Source organism: Planifilum fimeticola, from assembly GCF_003001905.1.
In the GTDB taxonomy this organism is placed as follows: domain Bacteria; phylum Bacillota; class Bacilli; order Thermoactinomycetales; family DSM-44946; genus Planifilum; species Planifilum fimeticola.
This window is the reverse complement of the sequence record NZ_PVNE01000022.1, coordinates 44,965-61,683: the sequence shown is the minus strand read 5'-3', so window position 1 is coordinate 61,683 and position 16,719 is coordinate 44,965. Positions and strand designations below refer to the sequence as shown.

The window sequence follows — 16,719 nt, the reverse complement described above, 5'->3', positions numbered from 1 at the left end:
TCGAAAAAGCCGCAAACCCCGTCGTGGCCGCCCCATCCGTGTGGGAGAGGGATACCGCCGGCGTTGGATCATTGAACGCTGCTTCGGGTGGATGACCAATTACCGTCGGTTGGTAGTTCGGTATGACCGATATTTGCATATATATAGAGCTTTTTGCCTGATCGCATTCATTATTTGGTGTGTAAACCGAATTTTGAAATAGCTTCTAGCAGTGAGGCATATAAAGTGTTGCACTGGGATTACGGTATTTGTCAAATTTTTTGTGCGGAACAGCAGGAGCACTGTGTAGTTCTTTGGGAGACTACACAGTGTTTCTATATTTCCGCAAGAAAAAACTTTTTAAGAGAGGCATGTTTGTTTTGCCATCGCATTTACTGTGTGTACACTCCCTCTATTTTGGAGACAATCGGTTGCGAGTCTCCCTTTACAGAGGTATTATTCAACTATATCGATTATGCGGAAATGAATAACTTATGATAAAATGCATAATGAGGTACGGGTTTTCGGGAAGGGGACACATCATGGGAAAAAAGGGCTGGACGACGGTCGAACGGTTTCTTCAGAATCTTCCGTTTCCGGCGTTTGTTCTTGATGAACGCGAAAATTTGTCTTTCGCCAACCGGGTTGTCTGTTCCCTTTTGGATCAGAAGGAAGACGAGATTCTCGGAATGCGGATGGATCAGTTCATTCCCGAACTCGGGCGATTTCGGTCCGAAGGAAATCGGAACATTCACTTCTGCGGGAGTCGGTGGCGTGTCTGGCGAGTGACATATTCCCGGCGCCGGATTTTTTTATTGACCCCGGAAGAGGATGCCCCTTCCGCCCGGGAGGAAAATCTCTCTTGGCTGGATGTGGACACGATGATCAGCTCTCTTTATGACGATGTGATCATCACCGACGGCAAGGGAAAAATCCTGAAGGCGAGCGGCAATTTCGAAAAGATCTATGGCAAGCGTTCTGACGAGTTGATCGGAAAAACCGTCAGGCAATTGGAGTCTGAAAAGGTATTCCAGCCCTCCATCACCTTGAAGGTGTTGAAGGAAAAAACCAAATTGACCGATATTCAAATGACCAAAGGCGGAAGGCGCGTGTTGGTGACCGGGATTCCCGTTTTTAAAAAGAACGGTGAAATCCTTCGGGTGATTTGTTATTCCAGGGACATTACCGAGCCGGTCCGGTTAAAAGAGCACCTGAGCATGATGGAACAGGAAATGGCTCGAATTCAATCGGAACTGGATGCTTTAAGAAGAGAAAAACTGGGAGACAACGAGTTCGTCGCCGTTAACAGCTCTATGAAGTGCTCTCTGGAAATGGCGCGGAAGGTGGCCCCGGTGGATGTCAACGTCTTGCTTCAAGGAGAATCGGGAGTCGGAAAGACGGCAATAGCCCGCTACATTCACAGACAAAGTCATCGGGCAGACGGGCCGTTTATCGAGGTGAATTGCGGGGCGATCCCTGAAGCCCTGTTTGAGTCGGAGTTTTTTGGATATGAACCGGGTTCCTTTACGGGGGCCAGCAAAAAGGGAAAAACGGGATTTGCCGAATTGGCCCATGGGGGTACGCTGTTTTTGGACGAGATCAGCGAACTTTCCTTTTCGGCCCAGGTAAAGGTGCTGAAGTTTATTCAGGAAAAGCGATATTACCGGATTGGGGGAACCCGGCTGCGGGAATCGGATTTCCGTTTGATCGCCGCCACCAATAAGGATCTTGAAAAAATGGTAAGGGAAGGTCGTTTCAGAGAGGATCTGTATTTTCGCCTCAACGTGGTTCCGATTACCATTCCGCCTCTGCGTACAAGACAAGAGGATATCTTGCCGCTGATCCGCTATTTTCTGGATAAATACCGGAAGAAATATCGGCGGGAGAAAACCCTGGACTCTCGGGCTATCGATTGTTTGTTGGAATATTCGTGGCCGGGAAACGTTCGGGAATTGGAAAATTTGATCGAGCGGTTGGTTGTGACGGTGGAAACGGAGGTCATCCGACCGGGGGATTTGCCCGAGAGGGTAAAGCAGCCCGAGATCCACACACCCTATTTGTTAGACGGCAACCGCACGCTTCCGGCGATCTTGGCTGAAGTGGAGAAGAAGATTCTGGTTGAAGCGAAAAAAAGATGCAAAAGCACCACGGAGATGGCCAAAGTGCTGGGTATCAGCCAATCCACCGTTGTTCGGAAATGGCACAAATATTTCCCCCCGGACGACTGATGAGGACCGGGGGGGTTATGTAATTTTGCATAACCTGTGGAAGGGAGATCAAGAGGCCAAGGGGCAAAAAATCATGTTTTTTCAGTCTAATCTATAGTTTGGCATGAATTTTGCAATATAAAGTTGGCGGAACAGGAGGTGAGGGGTTCGATGGAAAAGCGACAGCTTGTCCGGGTATTGTCCCAAAAAGATGTGGTCTCACTGGCTTTTGGAGCAATGATCGGATGGGGCTGGGTGGTTTTGGCCGGGGACTGGATCGCTGAAGCAGGAAGCGTCGGCAGCATTTTCGCTTTTTTGATCGGAGGGTTGATGGTTGTCTTCGTCGGTTTAACCTACGCGGAACTGGTTTCCGCGATGCCGAAGGTGGGAGGGGAGCAAATTTATACCCTGCGCGCCCTCGGTCCGCGGTATTCCTTTGTGGCTTCTTGGGGAATTGCTTTGGGGTATATTTCCGTCGTGGCTTTTGAAGCGGTGGCTTTGCCGACGGTGGTCGACTATCTGTTTCCCAATTATCGTGCCGTTTACCTGTGGACCGTCGCCGGATATGATGTCACCTTGACATGGGCTCTGGTCGGCGTGGTCGGTGCAATCGTGATCACAGTCGTCAACTATTTGGGGATCCGGCCGGCAGCGGTTTTTCAAGGGATTTGCACGCTGTTGTTGGCACTTGTGGGAGTTCTGCTGATCTTCGGATCTTTCAACGGCGGGGAACCGGAATATTTTCGCCCGTTCTTCGTCAACGGACTGGACGGACTTCTGACGGTGCTGGTGATGACCCCCTTCCTCTTTGTAGGCTTTGATGTGATTCCGCAGGCGGCGGAGGAGATGAAAATTCCTTCCCGCATGATCGGGATTTTGCTCGTCTATTCCGTTTTGCTCGCGGTGATATGGTATATTGTGGTGATTGTTGCTGTCGGATTGGGCCTCCATCCCGGATCCCTCGGAAACGTCGAATTGGCGACGGCGGATGCGTTGGCCGCGTTGATGGGGCATCCGTTGTTCGGAAAGATATTGGTTCTCGGGGGAATCGCCGGCATTTTGACCAGTTGGAACGCCTTTTTTATCGGCGGGAGCCGGATTTTGTACGCCATGGCCGAATGGGGCATGCTGCCCGGATGGTTTGCCAAACTGCATCCGAAGTACAAAACACCGTCTAATGCGATTTTGCTGATCGGGGTGTTGTCCGTAATCGCTCCTCTCTTCGGACGGGAAATGCTGGTTTGGCTGGTGGACGCAGGGGGAGTGAACATCGTCCTGTCGTATTTTCTGGTGGCGGTCTCCTTTTTGGTACTCCGCAAAAAGGAACCGGAGATGCCGCGTCCGTTTCGGGCGGGAAAGGGACCCTTTGTGGGAATCGTGGCTGTGATTCTCAGCTTGTTCATCGGCGTTCTATATCTCCCGGGGATGCCCGCTGCACTTATTTGGCCCTATGAATGGGTGATCGTCCTGTGTTGGTGGTTGTTCGGCATCTATATGCTGCTGCGCATGCCGACGAGACTGGAATCACCCGAACAGCATTTTCCAGGATAGATCTTCGGCCGTCCGAGAGAGGGGCAACGGGTGAGGAACCGATTGATCGAGTGGAAGTGATGAACAGATTCCGTGTTGATGACGATGGGCACTGCCGCGTTTTCTTGTGCAAGTGAAGGAGTGATCGACGCGTAAGAAAAGGGAAAGTACAAGCTTGGAGGGTGTCCGGTCCCAAGTTGCACATTTTTTTCAGAGGAGGAATGCATGGATGAGGCGATACGGCCTTTACATCGACGGAAAGTGGACAGCCTCGGGCAGCGGGGAGACCTTTGAAGTGTTGGATCCGGCGACAAAGGAGGTGGTCGGAACCGCCGCCGAGGCCACGGCGGAGGATGTGCGGAAGGCGGTGGATGCCGCGCACCGGGCCTTTCCCGGCTGGTCCTCCCGAACCGCCAAGGAACGGTCGGCCATCCTGCACAACTGGCACCGTTTGATGTTGGACCATCTGGATGAACTGGCGGAAGGCATGACCCGGGAACAGGGAAAGCCCCTGGCGGAGGCCCGGGGAGAGGTGCAATACGCGGCGGACTTTGTTCAGTGGTACGGAGAGGAGGCCAAGCGGATTTACGGGGAAACCATTCCCGCTTCCTTTGCCGATAAGCGGATTTGGGTCCTTCGCCAGCCCGTGGGGGTGGTTGCGGCCATTACCCCGTGGAATTTTCCGGCGGCGATGATCACGCGGAAAATCGCTCCGGCGCTGGCGGCGGGTTGTACCGTGGTGATCAAGCCCGCCGAGCAGACGCCCCTCACCGCCTGCCGGTTGGTGGAGCTGATGGAGGAGGCGGGATTTCCGCCGGGAGTGGTCAATCTGGTTACCGGAAGTCGTCCCGAGGCCATCGGGGACTCCCTGCTTCAGGATCCCCGGGTGCGCAAGCTGACCTTCACCGGGTCGACGGAAGTGGGGAAAATCCTCATGAAAAAGGCGGCGGACACGGTGAAACGGGTCAGTCTGGAGCTGGGGGGGCACGCTCCCTTCCTCGTGTTTGAAGATGCGGACCTGGAGGCGGCGGCAGCGGAAGTGGCGGCCAGCAAATTCCGCAATGCCGGACAGACCTGTGTCTGCACCAACCGCATTTACGTGCACGAGAGCGTTGCGGAGGCCTTTACCGAAGCACTGGTGAGGCGCGTGGAAGCGATGAAGGTGGGTTACGGGCTGGAGGAAGGGGTGACCATCGGTCCCCTGATCGATGAACAGGCGGTCATGAAAGCGGAGCGACACGTGCGCGATGCGGTGGAGAAGGGGGCGCGCATCGTCATCGGGGGCGACCGCTGCCGTCTTCCCGGAAAGCTGGAGAAGGGGACCTTCTTCCAACCGACGGTGCTGGCCCAAGTGACGGATGAGATGTTGGTGCAGCGGGAGGAGACCTTCGGACCGGTGGCGCCGGTTCAGGCCTTCCGGACCGAAGAGGAGGCGATCACCCGGGCGAACAACACTTCCTACGGATTGGCCGCCTATCTGTTCACCCGGGATCTTTCCCGGGCGGTTCGGGTCATGGAACAATTGGAGTACGGGATTGTCGGAGTCAATGACGGTCTTCCGTCCGTCGCTCAGGCTCCCTTCGGAGGGTTCAAGGAGAGCGGCATCGGCCGGGAAGGCGGCCGGCACGGGATGGAGGAGTTTTTGGAGACGAAATACGTGTCCGTCAAACTGGTGTAGAATCGATCCAATCCGGGAGGGCAGAGTCCAGGCCCTCCTTGTCGCCATCGTTTTTGCCCATTTCTGAAAACCAAAAACAAAGGGGATATAACGCCATGGAAGATATCGGGGGCAGGAAATATATTCGCTTGAATACGGATATACCGGGTCCCAGGAGCCGCGAACTGCTTCAAAGGCGGGAGAAGCATGTTCCCCGGGGCCCCTTTAACACCGTGCCCGTCTTCGTTCAAAGGGCGGAAGGAGCCCTGGTCACCGATGTGGACGGGAATACCCTGATCGATTTCGCCGGTGCCATCGGCAGTCTCAACGTTGGACATTGTCCCCCAGAAGTGGTGGAGGCGGTGAAGGATCAACTGGATCGCTACATCCATCCCTGCTTTCACGTGATGATGTACGAGCCCTACATCCAACTGGCGGAGGAACTGAACCGGATCACCCCCGGTGCCCACGCGAAAAAAACGTTCTTTTTGAACAGCGGTGCCGAGGCGGTGGAAAATGCGGTGAAGATCGCTCGGAAATTCACGGGGCGCAGGGCGATCCTCTCCTTTGAACGGGGGTTTCACGGGAGAACCCTCCTCGCCATGTCCCTGACGAGCAAGGTGAAACCTTACAAGCACGGTTTTGGTCCCTTTGCCCCGGACACCTATAAGCTGCCGTATCCGTATTATTATCGGGCCCCCGGAGGCATGAGTTCTGAAGAGGTGGACCGGTGGGTGTTGAGACAGATCGAGGACATTTTCCTGAGAGAAGTCCCTCCGGAAGACGTGGCAGCCGTCATCATTGAGCCGGTGCAGGGCGAAGGCGGGTTTGTCGTTCCTTCCGCGTTCTTTATCCGGGAGTTGAAGGCCCTTTGTGAAAAACACGGCATCCTGTTCATCGCCGACGAGGTGCAAACCGGCTTCGGGCGGACCGGAAAGATGTTTGCCATGGAACACTTCGGGGTGGTTCCGGACATCATCACGATGTCCAAGTCGATCGGCGCCGGCATTCCGATCAGCGCCGTGACGGGAAGGGCGGAGATCATGGATGCCCCCGGCGTCGGAGAGATCGGCGGCACCTACGGCGGGAGTCCCCTCGGCTGCGTGGCGGCGTTGAAGGTGATTGAAATGTTGGAAGGCGGACTGGTGGAGCGGGCAAACCAAATTGGTCGGCGGATCTTATCTCGATTTGAAAAAATGCACCGGAAGCACCCCGCCATCGGAGATGTCCGGGGATTGGGAGCCATGTGCGCCTTTGAGGTAGTTCAGGATCCCGAAAGCAAAGAGCCGGACAAGGAACGGGCCGGACGGATTGTTGCCGAATGCGGCCGCAGGGGAGTGGCCGTCATGGGAGCGGGACTTTACAGCAACGTCATCCGGATCTTGTGCCCTTTGGTGATTGACGATGAGCAATTGGAGGAAGGCCTGGACGTGGTGGAAGAGGTGGTGGAGGAAGTCGTCGGAAATCCCGCTGCCGTGTGACAAATGGCTTTCAGGCGGGGTATCTGCAAAACCGGGCGATCCCGCGAGGGAAGCCCGGTTCTTGCACGATGCGGCATTTTGTGAGGTTGGCGGCGAAAGATCCTTATTCCAGAGCGGAACCCGCATTCTTTTCAGCCAGATGGGAGGTGCAATGGGCGCACCGCGTGGCCTTGGCGGGAACCGCGGACAAGCAGTAGGGACACTCCTTGGTTTCCTCCGCCTTCTTCTCCTTCTTCAGGTTGGCCAAACGGTTGATTTGCCGGATCAGCAAAAACAGGGCAAAGGCCACGATGAGAAAATCGATGACGTGATTGATGAAGACGCCGTAATTGAGGGTCGGGGCTCCCGCTTCCTTCGCTTCGGAAAGGGTCCGGTACGAATTTCCGGACAGATCGATGAACAGGTTGGAAAAGTCGATATGTCCCAGCAACAGGCCGATGGGCGGCATCAGGATGTCGTTGACGAAGGAGGTGACGATTTTGTTGAAGGCAGCGCCGATGATCACCCCGACGGCCAGGTCGATCACGTTGCCGCGCATGGCGAATTCTTTAAATTCCTTCAGCATCCGGACTTCTCTCCTTCAAATCGCGTTGGATGGATGATGGATATGGTATCACAGATGGGCGAATCGGTCCATCAAGTCGGACAATTCAAACTCCCTTTTTCGCAAAAAACCGGGCTGATCCCGAAGGATCGCCCGGCGAGCTGTCTGTTTCCGCATTACCGCTTCAACAGCTTGAAGAACTCCCGCATGAAGCCCGGCAGGTCGGGCCAGGCGTGGGCGGAGACCAGGTTTTCGTGGACGTGCAGGGTGTTGGTCTGATAGATGGCGCCGCAGGCTTCCACATCGGGACGGCAGGCCTGGTAGGCGGTCATCTCTTTCCCCTTGATGTGATCCTTTACCAGGGCCAGGACCTGGGAGCCGTGGCAGATGGAAGCGACCGGTTTGCCCGCTTCGAAGAAGTGGGCGAGAATCGGCTTGAGGTGCTCATTCATCCGGATATATTCGGGGGCGCGGCCTCCAGGGATGATCAGCCCGTCGTATTCCTCCGGCTTCACCTCTTCGAAGGAGAGATGGGATTCGATGCGGTAGGCCGGTTTTTCGGTGAACGTTTCCATATGGGGTTCAAAGTCGTGGCACACTGTGTGCAGCGTTTTTTTGGTCGGCGAGGCGATCACCGCCTCATACCCTTCTTCCAGGCAGCGGTAGTAAGGATAGTAGATCTCCAGTGCTTCAACGGCATCGCCGGTGACGATCAATACCTTTTTGGCCACGTGATCCTCACTCCTTTAAGGGAGATTCGTTCCTGCGCAGGAAGCCGGTGTGTAAGGGTCCATCTTTATTATATCAAAAGTTTTTCGGGGCAACCGTCCACGGGCGGCTCCGTTCGATTTGGGAACATCCGTTATCGCCGATATGTTTCAACCTTTTCGTTTTCCTGTTTTTTGATTTGTTCCAGAAGATCATTTATACGTTTGTATTCTTCGTCAATCTGTCCGATTTTTTGTTCACGCAACTGTCGCTGGTATTCCCTGATCATTTTTCGCCGGTGGTTCAGCTTTTTTGTCACCTCTCCCTCGAAGCCTCCCATCGATTCCGGGATGATCCGCTGGTCGATGAGAAACTCCACGGCCGCTTCCATCCGTTCGTATTCCCGGTCGCTCAGGCTTCCGATCTTTCCGGGTTGAACGCTGCTTCCCAAAAGTTCCCAGATATATTCATATTCCTTTTGTCGTTTCCAGAAGAGACCCCTGGAGTTGTCGAGATACCAGCGATTGATCTGACTGGAACGCCCGAGGTATGTCCAGATGTTAAATCCGTCCCTCATTTCCTTGGCGGATCGGACATGGGTGAATTCCCCGCCGCCGGCCTTGGCCACCTGTTCCAGGGCCTTCCGGCTGTTTTCATCCAGATCAAACCCGATGATGTTGACCACGGCCTTGATTTTGGATTGATGCAAAGCCTTGGCCTCCTTCACCGGGTCGCCGCCGCAGGATTCAATTCCGTCGCTGACCACATACACGATGTTCTCGTCCTCGGGATGGGCCGACGCCAAATCCTCGCCCGCTCCCCGGATCGCCGCGGCCAGCGGGGTCCAGCCCGAGGGTTTCAGGGAATCAATCACTTGGTTGAACCGCTCCTTTTGATAGGCGGACAGGGGATACAGCTCCTCCGTGCTGGCGCAGGAAAGTTTCTTGTCCTTTTCCCGGTTGGTCCCCTTGTGACCGTAGGCGCGGATGGCGATCCGGATGTCGCCTTCCAGGGAACCGGCAAACTCCTTCACCGCCTTCTTGGCTTCCTCCATCTTGGTGTTTCCGTTTACTTTGCCGGCCATGCTGCCGCTGGAGTCGATCAGGATGACGATGTTTTTCCTCTTGTTCTTTTCTTGCTTTTGCCCTTCCGAATTCTGCTGCCGGTTGGGATCAAAATCCCCGAGTTTGCTCAAGGAGAAGAAGGGCTTGTACTCCTTTGCTTCTTTGATGACGGGTTTGTAATCTTCCGCCAGCAGCCACACCAAGCGGTTGTACACCTCATCGGCGGTCATGTTCTTGGGCCATTTCTTCAATTCCGCCTGAACCTTCGCCTCGTCATATCGATCCCCCGCAAATTTTCCGGGTCCCTCGGCGACCATTCCTTCGGGGTCTTTGGCCGCCGGCTTGATTGTTTCTTCGGGCTTGTCCGCGGATTTGCCGGGACTCAGCGAGCAGGCGGACAGGAGGAGAAGAAGGCTGAAAAAGATCAGGAGAAAAGATCGCCTTTTCATCGACTACCACCTTCCTACAATATAAAAAACAATAAGTCTATTAGGAAATTCATTGTAATGAAAATCATACCATTGAAACGCGGTCGTGTCAGTTCCGACCCCGCTTAAAAAAGGCGTCCGCTCCAGCTTGGTCGCTTCACTGCGCGCAGTCCGGAGGAAACGCCCCGTTGGAAGGACCGCTCCTTGAGACTGGATGGCCCTGCCATGGTAGAATGATATTGAAAAAGGACTGGAGGGATTCGCATGACGCTCAACGACTGGTTTGAAAAGGGAATGACGACGCGGGAATACATCGACTCGATGCAGGTCAACCGGGAAGAGATGATGGGGATTTATGATCGCTTTCCCCTCCCGGAGGAGGTTCGTCCCTTTTACGAGGGATTGCGGGATCAACGGCTCCGCGCCATCATTCTGACGGCGGACTGGTGCGGCGACGCCATGTTGTGCGTGCCGATCCTCATGCGGGTGGCCGAGGCGGCCGGCATGGAGCTCAGGTTTCTCATCCGGGACGAGAACCTGGAGCTGATGGATCAATATTTGACGAACGGCAAGTCGCGGTCGATCCCCATCTTCATCTTCATCGATGCCGACGGCAAGGAACGGGCGGTCTGGGGGCCGAGGGCGCCGGAAGTTCAGCGGTTGATCGAGGAAATGCGGGCGTCCCTGCCGCCGAAGGACGATCCGCAGTTTGAGGAGAAACAGAGGGACATGTACCGCTCCTTCAAAAAGCGCCTGTTGGAGGACCGCTCCCTCTGGGATGCGGTGGAACGGAGCATCCGAAGCCGGCTTCAAGAAAAATTGGGTCATTGAGGGCGTTGAAATCGGCTTGGGTGCGGGAGGAGTTGCCCCGTCGAGGCAGAAAATATATGGGGGAAGCGGTCGGTTCGGCGGGCGCGGAGGCTGACCGCCCGGACGGGAAGAGAGGCTGGCGGGCCCCGCGCTTCCGCTGAAAGGGGCCTGAGGCGCCATTTGACGGGAGACGAATTGTGCAAAGGAGGTAGCAGTCATGGAGCCCCGTTCACTCCGTGTCGGATTTATCGGTTTGGGCATCATGGGCCGTTCCATGTCCCGCAACATCCATCGGGCCGGCTTTCCGGTCACCGTTTGGAACCGGACGGCATCCAAGATGGAAGAAGCGGCGAAGTGGGGGGCGGAAACGGCGGGTTCCCCCAAGGAGGTGGCAGCGGGAAGCGATGTGGTGATCACCATTGTGGGGGACACGCCCGACGTGCGGGAAGTGGTGGAGGGTCCCGAAGGCGTCCTGGAGGGAGCGCGGCCGGGGACCATCCTGATTGACATGAGCACCATCTCCCCCGAAGCGACCCGCCAGATGGCCCGGCGCGCCGCAGATAAGGGGGTCCACATGCTGGATGCGCCGGTCAGCGGCGGCGATATCGGCGCCAGAGAGGGAACCCTTTCGATCATGGTGGGAGGCGACGAAGAGGTTCTGGAAAAGGTGCGGCCCGTCCTGGAGGCGATGGGGAAAAACATCGTCCACTGCGGGCCGGTGGGAGCCGGTCAGACGGTGAAGGCCTGCAATCAGATTCTCGCCGGAATCAACCTGCTGGCGATGGTGGAAGCTCTCGCCTTTGCCAAAAAAGCCGGGGTGGATCTGGAGAAGATGCTGCAGGTGACCACCCGGGGGGCCGGAACCTCCTGGGCGCTGGAAAACTACGCTCCGCGCGTTCTCAAGGGGGATCTCGATCCCGGCTTTTCCGTCCGGTTTCAACAGAAAGACCTGCGGATCGTGCTGACGGAAGCGGAAAGGATGAATCTGCCCCTCGTGGGGACCGCCGTGGTCAATCAGCTTCTCCGGTCGGTTCAGGCCCACGGCGGGGATGAGCTGGGGACCCAGGCCCTGATCACGGCCGTGGAGCGGATGGCCAACCTGGAACTGGTGCCTAAGAAGAAGGAAAAGGCGGATTCGGACTGAGGTCCTCTGCGGAAGCGCGTCGTGAACCCCGGGAGCACGGCGGGGACAGAAAAAGGGTGTGCCGCGCGGGGGCTTTCCCGTAACGGGTCGCGGTACACCCCTTCATGCGAGGGTCAGACGTCGCATGGATTCAGGTTCCAGCTAGCTTCCCACATATTTGCTCACCAGACTGCGGGCCACGCCGGGGTCTTCCGTTCCCTGCACCAGGATGCGGCCGTCCGGGAAGATGACCAGCCGGTGTTCGTCGACGGAAAAGCGGAGAAGAAACGGGGTGCTCTCCACTTTTCCCACCGGCGAAAGCTTCCGGGCCAGCCGTTCGAGGTTGAGACGGACGGGCTTCGCGGGCGAGATCTGGATCGTCTTTCGCCCGCACAGGGAGACGGCCCGGGGCTCCTTGTTTTCCGGATCCAGGAAGTCGTACCGGTGCTGGGCGCAGGTGACGCAGTGCGGGTTCTCTTTGACTTGGAGCGCCGCATGGTGGAAGGGCCACAATTCGTAGTGATGGAGCCGCCGGTCCAGGGATTCCGCGTCCCCCACCAGCAGTTTCAGCGCTTCCGCCGCCTGGTGGGCGGTGATCATATGGACGATGGGGCCGATCACGCCCGCCGTATCGCAGGTTTCCGCCGAGCCCGGATCGGGGGCGTCCGGAAAGATGCAGCGCAGGCAGGGGGTGGAGCCCGGCCGGACCGTGAAGGTCATTCCCCGGGAACCGACAACCCCTCCGTAGATCCAGGGGATGCGGTGCTTAATGCTGACGTCGTTGATCAGATAGCGGATGTCGAAATTGTCCGTGCCGTCCAGGATCAGGTCCACCCCCGTCAAAAGCTCCTCGGCGTTCTGCCAGGTGACGTCGGTGACGTGGGCTTCCAGCCGGACGGAGGAGTTGATCGCCCGCAGCTTGTGTTCCGCGGCCACCGCTTTGGGGAGACCCTCCCGGGCATCCTTCTCATCGTAGAGCATCTGGCGCTGCAGATTGCTTTCTTCCACGAAATCCCGGTCGAGGAGGCGGACGGTGCCGACGCCGGAGCGGACCATGTGGTTGGCCAGGGCGGTGCCCAAGGCGCCCAGTCCGACGATCGCCACCCGGGATCGGGCGAGTCGTGCCTGTCCCGACTCTCCGATGGGGGAAAACAGGATCTGGCGCGAATAGCGTTTCCGATCGATGTGCATCGGACCACCCTCCAACATGCTTCGTCTCACGAGGACGGCTCCACCCGGGGATCCCACGGCCCCTTCTGGGGTCCTTTCCACTCCGAGCCGTCCGCCCACACTTCCTTTTTCCAAATCGGGACGATCTCCTTCAGCCGTTCGATGGCGTAGCGTCCCGCGGTGAAGGCATCCCCGCGGTGGGGAGCGGCCGCGGCGATGATCACGCTGATCTCCCCGATCTTCAGGCGGCCGACCCGGTGGGCCATCGCCACCCGGACGTCGGGCCAACGCTTGGAAATTTCGTCGGCGATCTCCTTCATCTTCTTTTCGGCCATCGGCTTATACGCCTCGTATTCCAGGTAAAGGGTTTGTTTCCCCTGCGTCCATTCCCGCACCGTGCCGACAAAGGTGAGGACGGCGCCGGCCCGGGGATTGGAAACCAGGCGGATCAGCCGGTCTGCGGAAAGCGGTTTCTCCGTGACGACAAACAGGTCTTCTTCGCCCGCCTCTTCCCCTCCGCTGACCGGGGGGATGAGGGCGATTTCGTCCTCCGGCCGGACGGACTGATCCGCGGAGGCGTATTCCTGGTTGAGGGAGACGACCGATCGGCGAATCAGCGGGGCGGCGTCGGGGTATCGCTCGCACAGCAAATCGATCAACTCCCCGACCGTGATCCCCTCTTCCACGGCGAGGGCGGTTCGTCGCTTTCCGGTCGCTTCGGCGATTCCGGCGAAAAACAGGACCTCGATCTCCATCATATCGGGCACGCAGGCGTTTTCCTCCCCTCTGAACATACCGGCGACCGTACAACAGGAAGGGAAATGCGACGGTTTGACAGGAGGAGAGGGCGGCATTCCCCGGTCCTGTGGCGAATTTTCACCGGTATTTGAACTCTTTCGGTTTCTATTATATCAACTATATCAGCCGCATCACATGAGAGAAACGGCGTCTTGTACACCATTTTGCCATTTCTGCCGTTTTTTAAGGATGAGGATGTGTTCGGGGATGTGGATGGTTCGGTCCAGCTCTCCATCATAATGAAGAGGAGGAACAAGCATGACGGATGAACAGGATGTCGTACGATGGCTATTTGAACTCATGGTCAATCATCTGGAGAGAACCGACGAAAAAGAGCGAGCCATCCACCGTTTGGAAGTGACTGATCAAGGCCTGGAAGTTGTCGCGAAAAACGGTGCCCTTTACCGCGTCACCGTGCAGAGGATCGGTTCCCCTTCGGAGGGGAAAGGAGAGAGAGAAATGAAAGCGGAAAACACCTCCAACGAAGTGATTCAAGTCTCCATATCCGATTGGAACGCTCTGGTGGAGGCATGCGAAGCCGCCCTGAATTTTTTGGATTACGATCAGCGGAAGATGCGCGAGTTGCGCCTGCAGTTTCCCGATTTTCCCTGGGAAAAGCGCGCGCAGATGATCAAGCGGATTTCCGACCAGCTGCGTGCGGCCATCGACAAGATCGAAGGGGACATGTTCGAAGAGGTGGAGGAGACTGAATAGAGGTCGGGGCGAGTCGGAACGCGTTTTCCTCGACATCAGCAAGAGCAGGCGGCGGAAAGAGGTGGACGATTCCTTGCGAAAGAGAGCCGTCGGAAACATGTCCCTTGCCGCGGCCCAGGAGAGGCTGATGCTTTCATTTCGCTTCTCTCCGGAAACGGAACGGATTCCGGTTCCGAAGGCCCGGGACCGGGTGACGGCGGAGCCGGTGTATGCCCGTCAGTCGATGCCTTCTTTCCCCGCGTCGGCGATGGACGGAATTGCCGTGCGGGCGGAGCGGACCCGGACCGCTTGCCCCGATCGTCCCTTGCGGTTGACGGAAGGGGTGGATTACCATCCCGTCAACACCGGGGATCCCCTTCCGAAGGGGACGGACGCGGTGATCATGATTGAGCGGGTTCGGCGGATCGACGAGCGGACGGTGGAAATCCGGGAACCGGCCGTTCCCTGGAAACATGTCCGGTCCGTGGGAGAAGACGTGGTGCGAGGCGAGATGATCCTGCCGGCCCATCATCATATCCGGCCGGTGGACCTGGGGGTGCTGCTTGCCGGCGGCGTGACGGAGGTGCCGGTGGTTGCCAAGCCGCGGGTGGCCATCCTTCCCACCGGATCGGAATTGGTTCCTCCGGGGAAAGCGCTGGAGCGGGGCGAGATCATTGAATTCAACGGAACGGTTTTTTCGTCTTACCTGGAGGAATGGGGAGCGGACCCGGATTACCGCGGGATTGTGGGGGATGATCCGGAGCTGCTCCGAAGGGCGATCCTCGACGCTGTCGAAACCTGCGATTGGGTGGTGGTCAACGCGGGCTCGTCGGTCGGTTCGGAAGACTACACCCGCGACGTCGTCCAGGACCTGGGAGAGGTGATCCTGCACGGCGTGGCGACCAGTCCCGGCAGTCCCGTCCTGCTGGGCAAAGTGAGGAACAAACCGGTGATCGGGCTTCCGGGCTATCCCGTTGCGGCATACCTGGCCCTGGAATGGTTTGTTCGCCCCTTGATCGATTACTGGTTCGGGGTGAAGGCGTCTCCGCGGCCGCGCCTTCAGGTACGGCTGGAGGAGGACGTCAAGAGCAAGGAAGGGCGGGAGCACTTCGTCCGGGTGAGCATCGGCCGGATCGGCGGCCGGTATGTGGCCCGACCGCTTCCCCGGGGGGCGGGCTCCACCATGTCCCTGGCCAGGGCCGACGGCCTGCTGCGGATTCCTTCCCGTCACGGGCCTATTAAGGCGGGGGAGGAGATGGAGGCGGAGCTGCTGAGGCCGAAGGAGCAAATTGACCGCACCCTGTGGGTGGCCGGCGGTCACGATCCGGCACTGGACCTCCTGGTGAACTTGCTCCGCGAGGATCGATCCCCCTTCAGCCTGTCGGTGGCCGGCATCGGCAGCATCCGTGGCCTTCGCTCCCTCGGGAGGGGAGGGTGTCACATGGCGGCGATCCACCTGGGGGATGAGGGGGACGGCGGAGAACACCGGCGTTGGGTCAGACGGTTTATTCCGGATAAGGAGGTTTTCCTCCTCCGCCTCGCCGTTCGCCCCTTCGGATGGCTTGTCGCGAAGGGCAATCCCACGGGCTTTTCCGGACCGGAGGATTTGTCCGGGTCCGGGGTTCGGCTCGTCAACCGGCAGGAGGGTTCGGGGACGCGCCTTTTTTTGGACCGGCTCCTGCAGGAGAAAGGAATCGATCCCTCCACCGTCGACGGATATGAACGGGAGGTGTCCTCCCCCTGGAGGGTGGCGGCCGCGGTGGAGGATGGTTCGGCGGACGTCGGAATGGGGACGCTGGCGGTGGCGCGGAGGTTCGGCCTCGAATTTCTTCCCCTGAGGAAGGAGCCCTTTGACCTGGTGATCCCCTTGGAGGTGGCGGAGAGCGAGGCCGGGAAAATGTTGATGGATACGGTTCGGTCCGACGCTTTCCGGGCTGCGGCGGCATCCCTGGAGCGGGGCGATTTCGTCGGGCCGGCGAATGGACGGGCATACAATACGGACCGCTTCCGGAAAGGGCGGTCGGGAAAACGGAGCTGATGAACGTGGAGAAGCTGAGCCACATCAACGAGCAGGGGCGCGCCCGGATGGTGGACGTCTCCGGGAAACCGGTCACCCGCCGGACGGCGGTGGCCCGCTCCCGCATCCGCATGAAGCGGGAGACGATGGAGCGGATCCGGCAGGGAAGGGTGAGCAAGGGGGATGTCCTGGCGGTGGCCCAGGTGGCCGGAATCATGGCGGCCAAGAAGACGGCGGACCTGATCCCCATGTGCCATCCCGTTCCCCTGAAAAGTGCCGATATCCGCTTCTACGAGGAAGGGGACGAAGTGTTGGTGGTGGAGGCGGAGGTGAAGACCGACAACGTCACCGGGGTTGAGATGGAGGCCTTGACCGCCGTGAGCGTCGCCGCCCTCACCGTTTACGACATGTGCAAGGCGATCGACCGGGAGATGGTGGTGTCGGATACCTGTCTCCTTTCCAAAACGGGCGGCAAGAGCGGGGATTTTGTTCGCAGGGAGGAGAAGTGAT

General features: G+C 57.9%; 15 protein-coding genes. 10 read left to right on the top strand and 5 right to left on the bottom strand.

The window, feature by feature from the left end:
• Positions 1 to 40: 40 nt before the first annotated feature.
• From CLV97_RS18970 to gabT, 5 genes are all read left to right on the top strand, one after another.
• On the top strand, positions 41 to 202 hold the full coding sequence (locus CLV97_RS18970; RefSeq protein WP_425439139.1) for a transposase: 162 nt from the start codon (positions 41 to 43) through the stop codon (positions 200 to 202).
• 562 nt (positions 203 to 764) lie between these two features.
• On the top strand, positions 765 to 2,207 hold the full coding sequence (locus tag CLV97_RS13060; protein WP_245891559.1) for a sigma-54 interaction domain-containing protein: 1,443 nt from the start codon (positions 765 to 767) through the stop codon (positions 2,205 to 2,207).
• A 150-nt stretch (positions 2,208 to 2,357) separates the two neighbouring features.
• Positions 2,358 to 3,737, top strand: a complete 1,380-nt coding sequence (locus CLV97_RS13055; RefSeq protein WP_106345964.1) for an APC family permease — start codon at positions 2,358 to 2,360, stop codon at positions 3,735 to 3,737.
• A gap of 208 nt (positions 3,738 to 3,945) precedes the next feature.
• Positions 3,946 to 5,394 (top strand): NAD-dependent succinate-semialdehyde dehydrogenase, encoded by a 1,449-nt coding sequence (locus CLV97_RS13050; RefSeq protein ID WP_106345963.1) that lies wholly within the window; start codon positions 3,946 to 3,948, stop codon positions 5,392 to 5,394.
• A gap of 95 nt (positions 5,395 to 5,489) precedes the next feature.
• Positions 5,490 to 6,854, top strand: coding sequence for a 4-aminobutyrate--2-oxoglutarate transaminase (gabT, locus tag CLV97_RS13045; protein WP_106345974.1), 1,365 nt, complete (start codon positions 5,490 to 5,492; stop codon positions 6,852 to 6,854).
• 103 nt (positions 6,855 to 6,957) lie between these two features.
• Here the strand turns inward: gabT and mscL are convergent, their stop codons facing one another.
• From mscL to CLV97_RS13030, 3 genes are all read right to left on the bottom strand, one after another.
• Positions 6,958 to 7,419 (bottom strand): large conductance mechanosensitive channel protein MscL, encoded by a 462-nt coding sequence (gene mscL, locus CLV97_RS13040; protein ID WP_106345962.1) that lies wholly within the window; start codon positions 7,417 to 7,419, stop codon positions 6,958 to 6,960.
• Between the two features lie 155 nt (positions 7,420 to 7,574).
• Positions 7,575 to 8,129, bottom strand: a complete 555-nt coding sequence (locus tag CLV97_RS13035) for a DJ-1/PfpI family protein (protein WP_106345961.1) — start codon at positions 8,127 to 8,129, stop codon at positions 7,575 to 7,577.
• A 131-nt stretch (positions 8,130 to 8,260) separates the two neighbouring features.
• Positions 8,261 to 9,619: a vWA domain-containing protein gene (locus CLV97_RS13030; RefSeq protein WP_106345960.1), complete on the bottom strand. Its 1,359-nt coding sequence runs from the start codon at positions 9,617 to 9,619 to the stop codon at positions 8,261 to 8,263.
• A gap of 243 nt (positions 9,620 to 9,862) precedes the next feature.
• Between CLV97_RS13030 and CLV97_RS13025 the strand changes: the two genes are divergently transcribed.
• Both CLV97_RS13025 and CLV97_RS13020 read left to right on the top strand, forming a co-directional pair.
• Complete coding sequence (locus tag CLV97_RS13025; protein ID WP_106345959.1) at positions 9,863 to 10,429, top strand: thioredoxin family protein; 567 nt, start codon at positions 9,863 to 9,865, stop codon at positions 10,427 to 10,429.
• A 196-nt stretch (positions 10,430 to 10,625) separates the two neighbouring features.
• Positions 10,626 to 11,552: an NAD(P)-dependent oxidoreductase gene (locus tag CLV97_RS13020; protein WP_106345958.1), complete on the top strand. Its 927-nt coding sequence runs from the start codon at positions 10,626 to 10,628 to the stop codon at positions 11,550 to 11,552.
• 141 nt (positions 11,553 to 11,693) lie between these two features.
• Here the strand turns inward: CLV97_RS13020 and CLV97_RS13015 are convergent, their stop codons facing one another.
• The gene (locus CLV97_RS13015; protein WP_425440573.1) at positions 11,694 to 12,722 is read right to left on the bottom strand and encodes a ThiF family adenylyltransferase; all 1,029 of its coding nucleotides are present in this window, start codon (positions 12,720 to 12,722) and stop codon (positions 11,694 to 11,696) included.
• 26 nt (positions 12,723 to 12,748) lie between these two features.
• Positions 12,749 to 13,456, bottom strand: coding sequence for a molybdopterin converting factor subunit 1 (moaD, locus tag CLV97_RS13010; RefSeq protein ID WP_106345972.1), 708 nt, complete (start codon positions 13,454 to 13,456; stop codon positions 12,749 to 12,751).
• A gap of 301 nt (positions 13,457 to 13,757) precedes the next feature.
• Between moaD and CLV97_RS13005 the strand changes: the two genes are divergently transcribed.
• The 3 genes from CLV97_RS13005 to moaC all read left to right on the top strand — a co-directional run bounded on the left by CLV97_RS13005 (position 13,758) and on the right by moaC (position 16,718).
• Positions 13,758 to 14,213, top strand: a complete 456-nt coding sequence (locus tag CLV97_RS13005; protein ID WP_106345957.1) for a hypothetical protein — start codon at positions 13,758 to 13,760, stop codon at positions 14,211 to 14,213.
• 73 nt (positions 14,214 to 14,286) lie between these two features.
• On the top strand, positions 14,287 to 16,230 hold the full coding sequence (locus tag CLV97_RS13000; RefSeq protein ID WP_106345956.1) for a molybdopterin biosynthesis protein: 1,944 nt from the start codon (positions 14,287 to 14,289) through the stop codon (positions 16,228 to 16,230).
• Positions 16,230 to 16,718 carry a cyclic pyranopterin monophosphate synthase MoaC gene (gene moaC / locus CLV97_RS12995; RefSeq protein WP_106345955.1) on the top strand — a complete coding sequence of 163 codons (489 nt, stop codon included), beginning with the start codon at positions 16,230 to 16,232 and terminating at the stop codon, positions 16,716 to 16,718. Before CLV97_RS13000 ends, moaC begins: the two co-directional genes overlap by 1 nt.
• Position 16,719 lies beyond the last annotated feature (1 nt).

Excerpts from the sequence above, each read along its gene's own strand:
- CLV97_RS13030 (WP_106345960.1), bottom strand. The coding sequence starts at position 9,619 with ATGAAAAGGCGATCTTTTCTCCTGATCTTTTTCAGCCTTCTTCTCCTC.
- gabT (WP_106345974.1), top strand. The coding sequence starts at position 5,490 with ATGGAAGATATCGGGGGCAGGAAATATATTCGCTTGAATACGGATATA.
- CLV97_RS13055 (WP_106345964.1), top strand. The coding sequence starts at position 2,358 with ATGGAAAAGCGACAGCTTGTCCGGGTATTGTCCCAAAAAGATGTGGTC.
- CLV97_RS13020 (WP_106345958.1), top strand. The coding sequence starts at position 10,626 with ATGGAGCCCCGTTCACTCCGTGTCGGATTTATCGGTTTGGGCATCATG.
- moaD (WP_106345972.1), bottom strand. The coding sequence starts at position 13,456 with ATGGAGATCGAGGTCCTGTTTTTCGCCGGAATCGCCGAAGCGACCGGA.
- moaC (WP_106345955.1), top strand. The coding sequence starts at position 16,230 with ATGAACGTGGAGAAGCTGAGCCACATCAACGAGCAGGGGCGCGCCCGG.
- CLV97_RS13050 (WP_106345963.1), top strand. The coding sequence starts at position 3,946 with ATGAGGCGATACGGCCTTTACATCGACGGAAAGTGGACAGCCTCGGGC.
- CLV97_RS13005 (WP_106345957.1), top strand. The coding sequence starts at position 13,758 with ATGACGGATGAACAGGATGTCGTACGATGGCTATTTGAACTCATGGTC.
- CLV97_RS13015 (WP_425440573.1), bottom strand. The coding sequence starts at position 12,722 with ATGCACATCGATCGGAAACGCTATTCGCGCCAGATCCTGTTTTCCCCC.
- mscL (WP_106345962.1), bottom strand. The coding sequence starts at position 7,419 with ATGCTGAAGGAATTTAAAGAATTCGCCATGCGCGGCAACGTGATCGAC.
- CLV97_RS13025 (WP_106345959.1), top strand. The coding sequence starts at position 9,863 with ATGACGCTCAACGACTGGTTTGAAAAGGGAATGACGACGCGGGAATAC.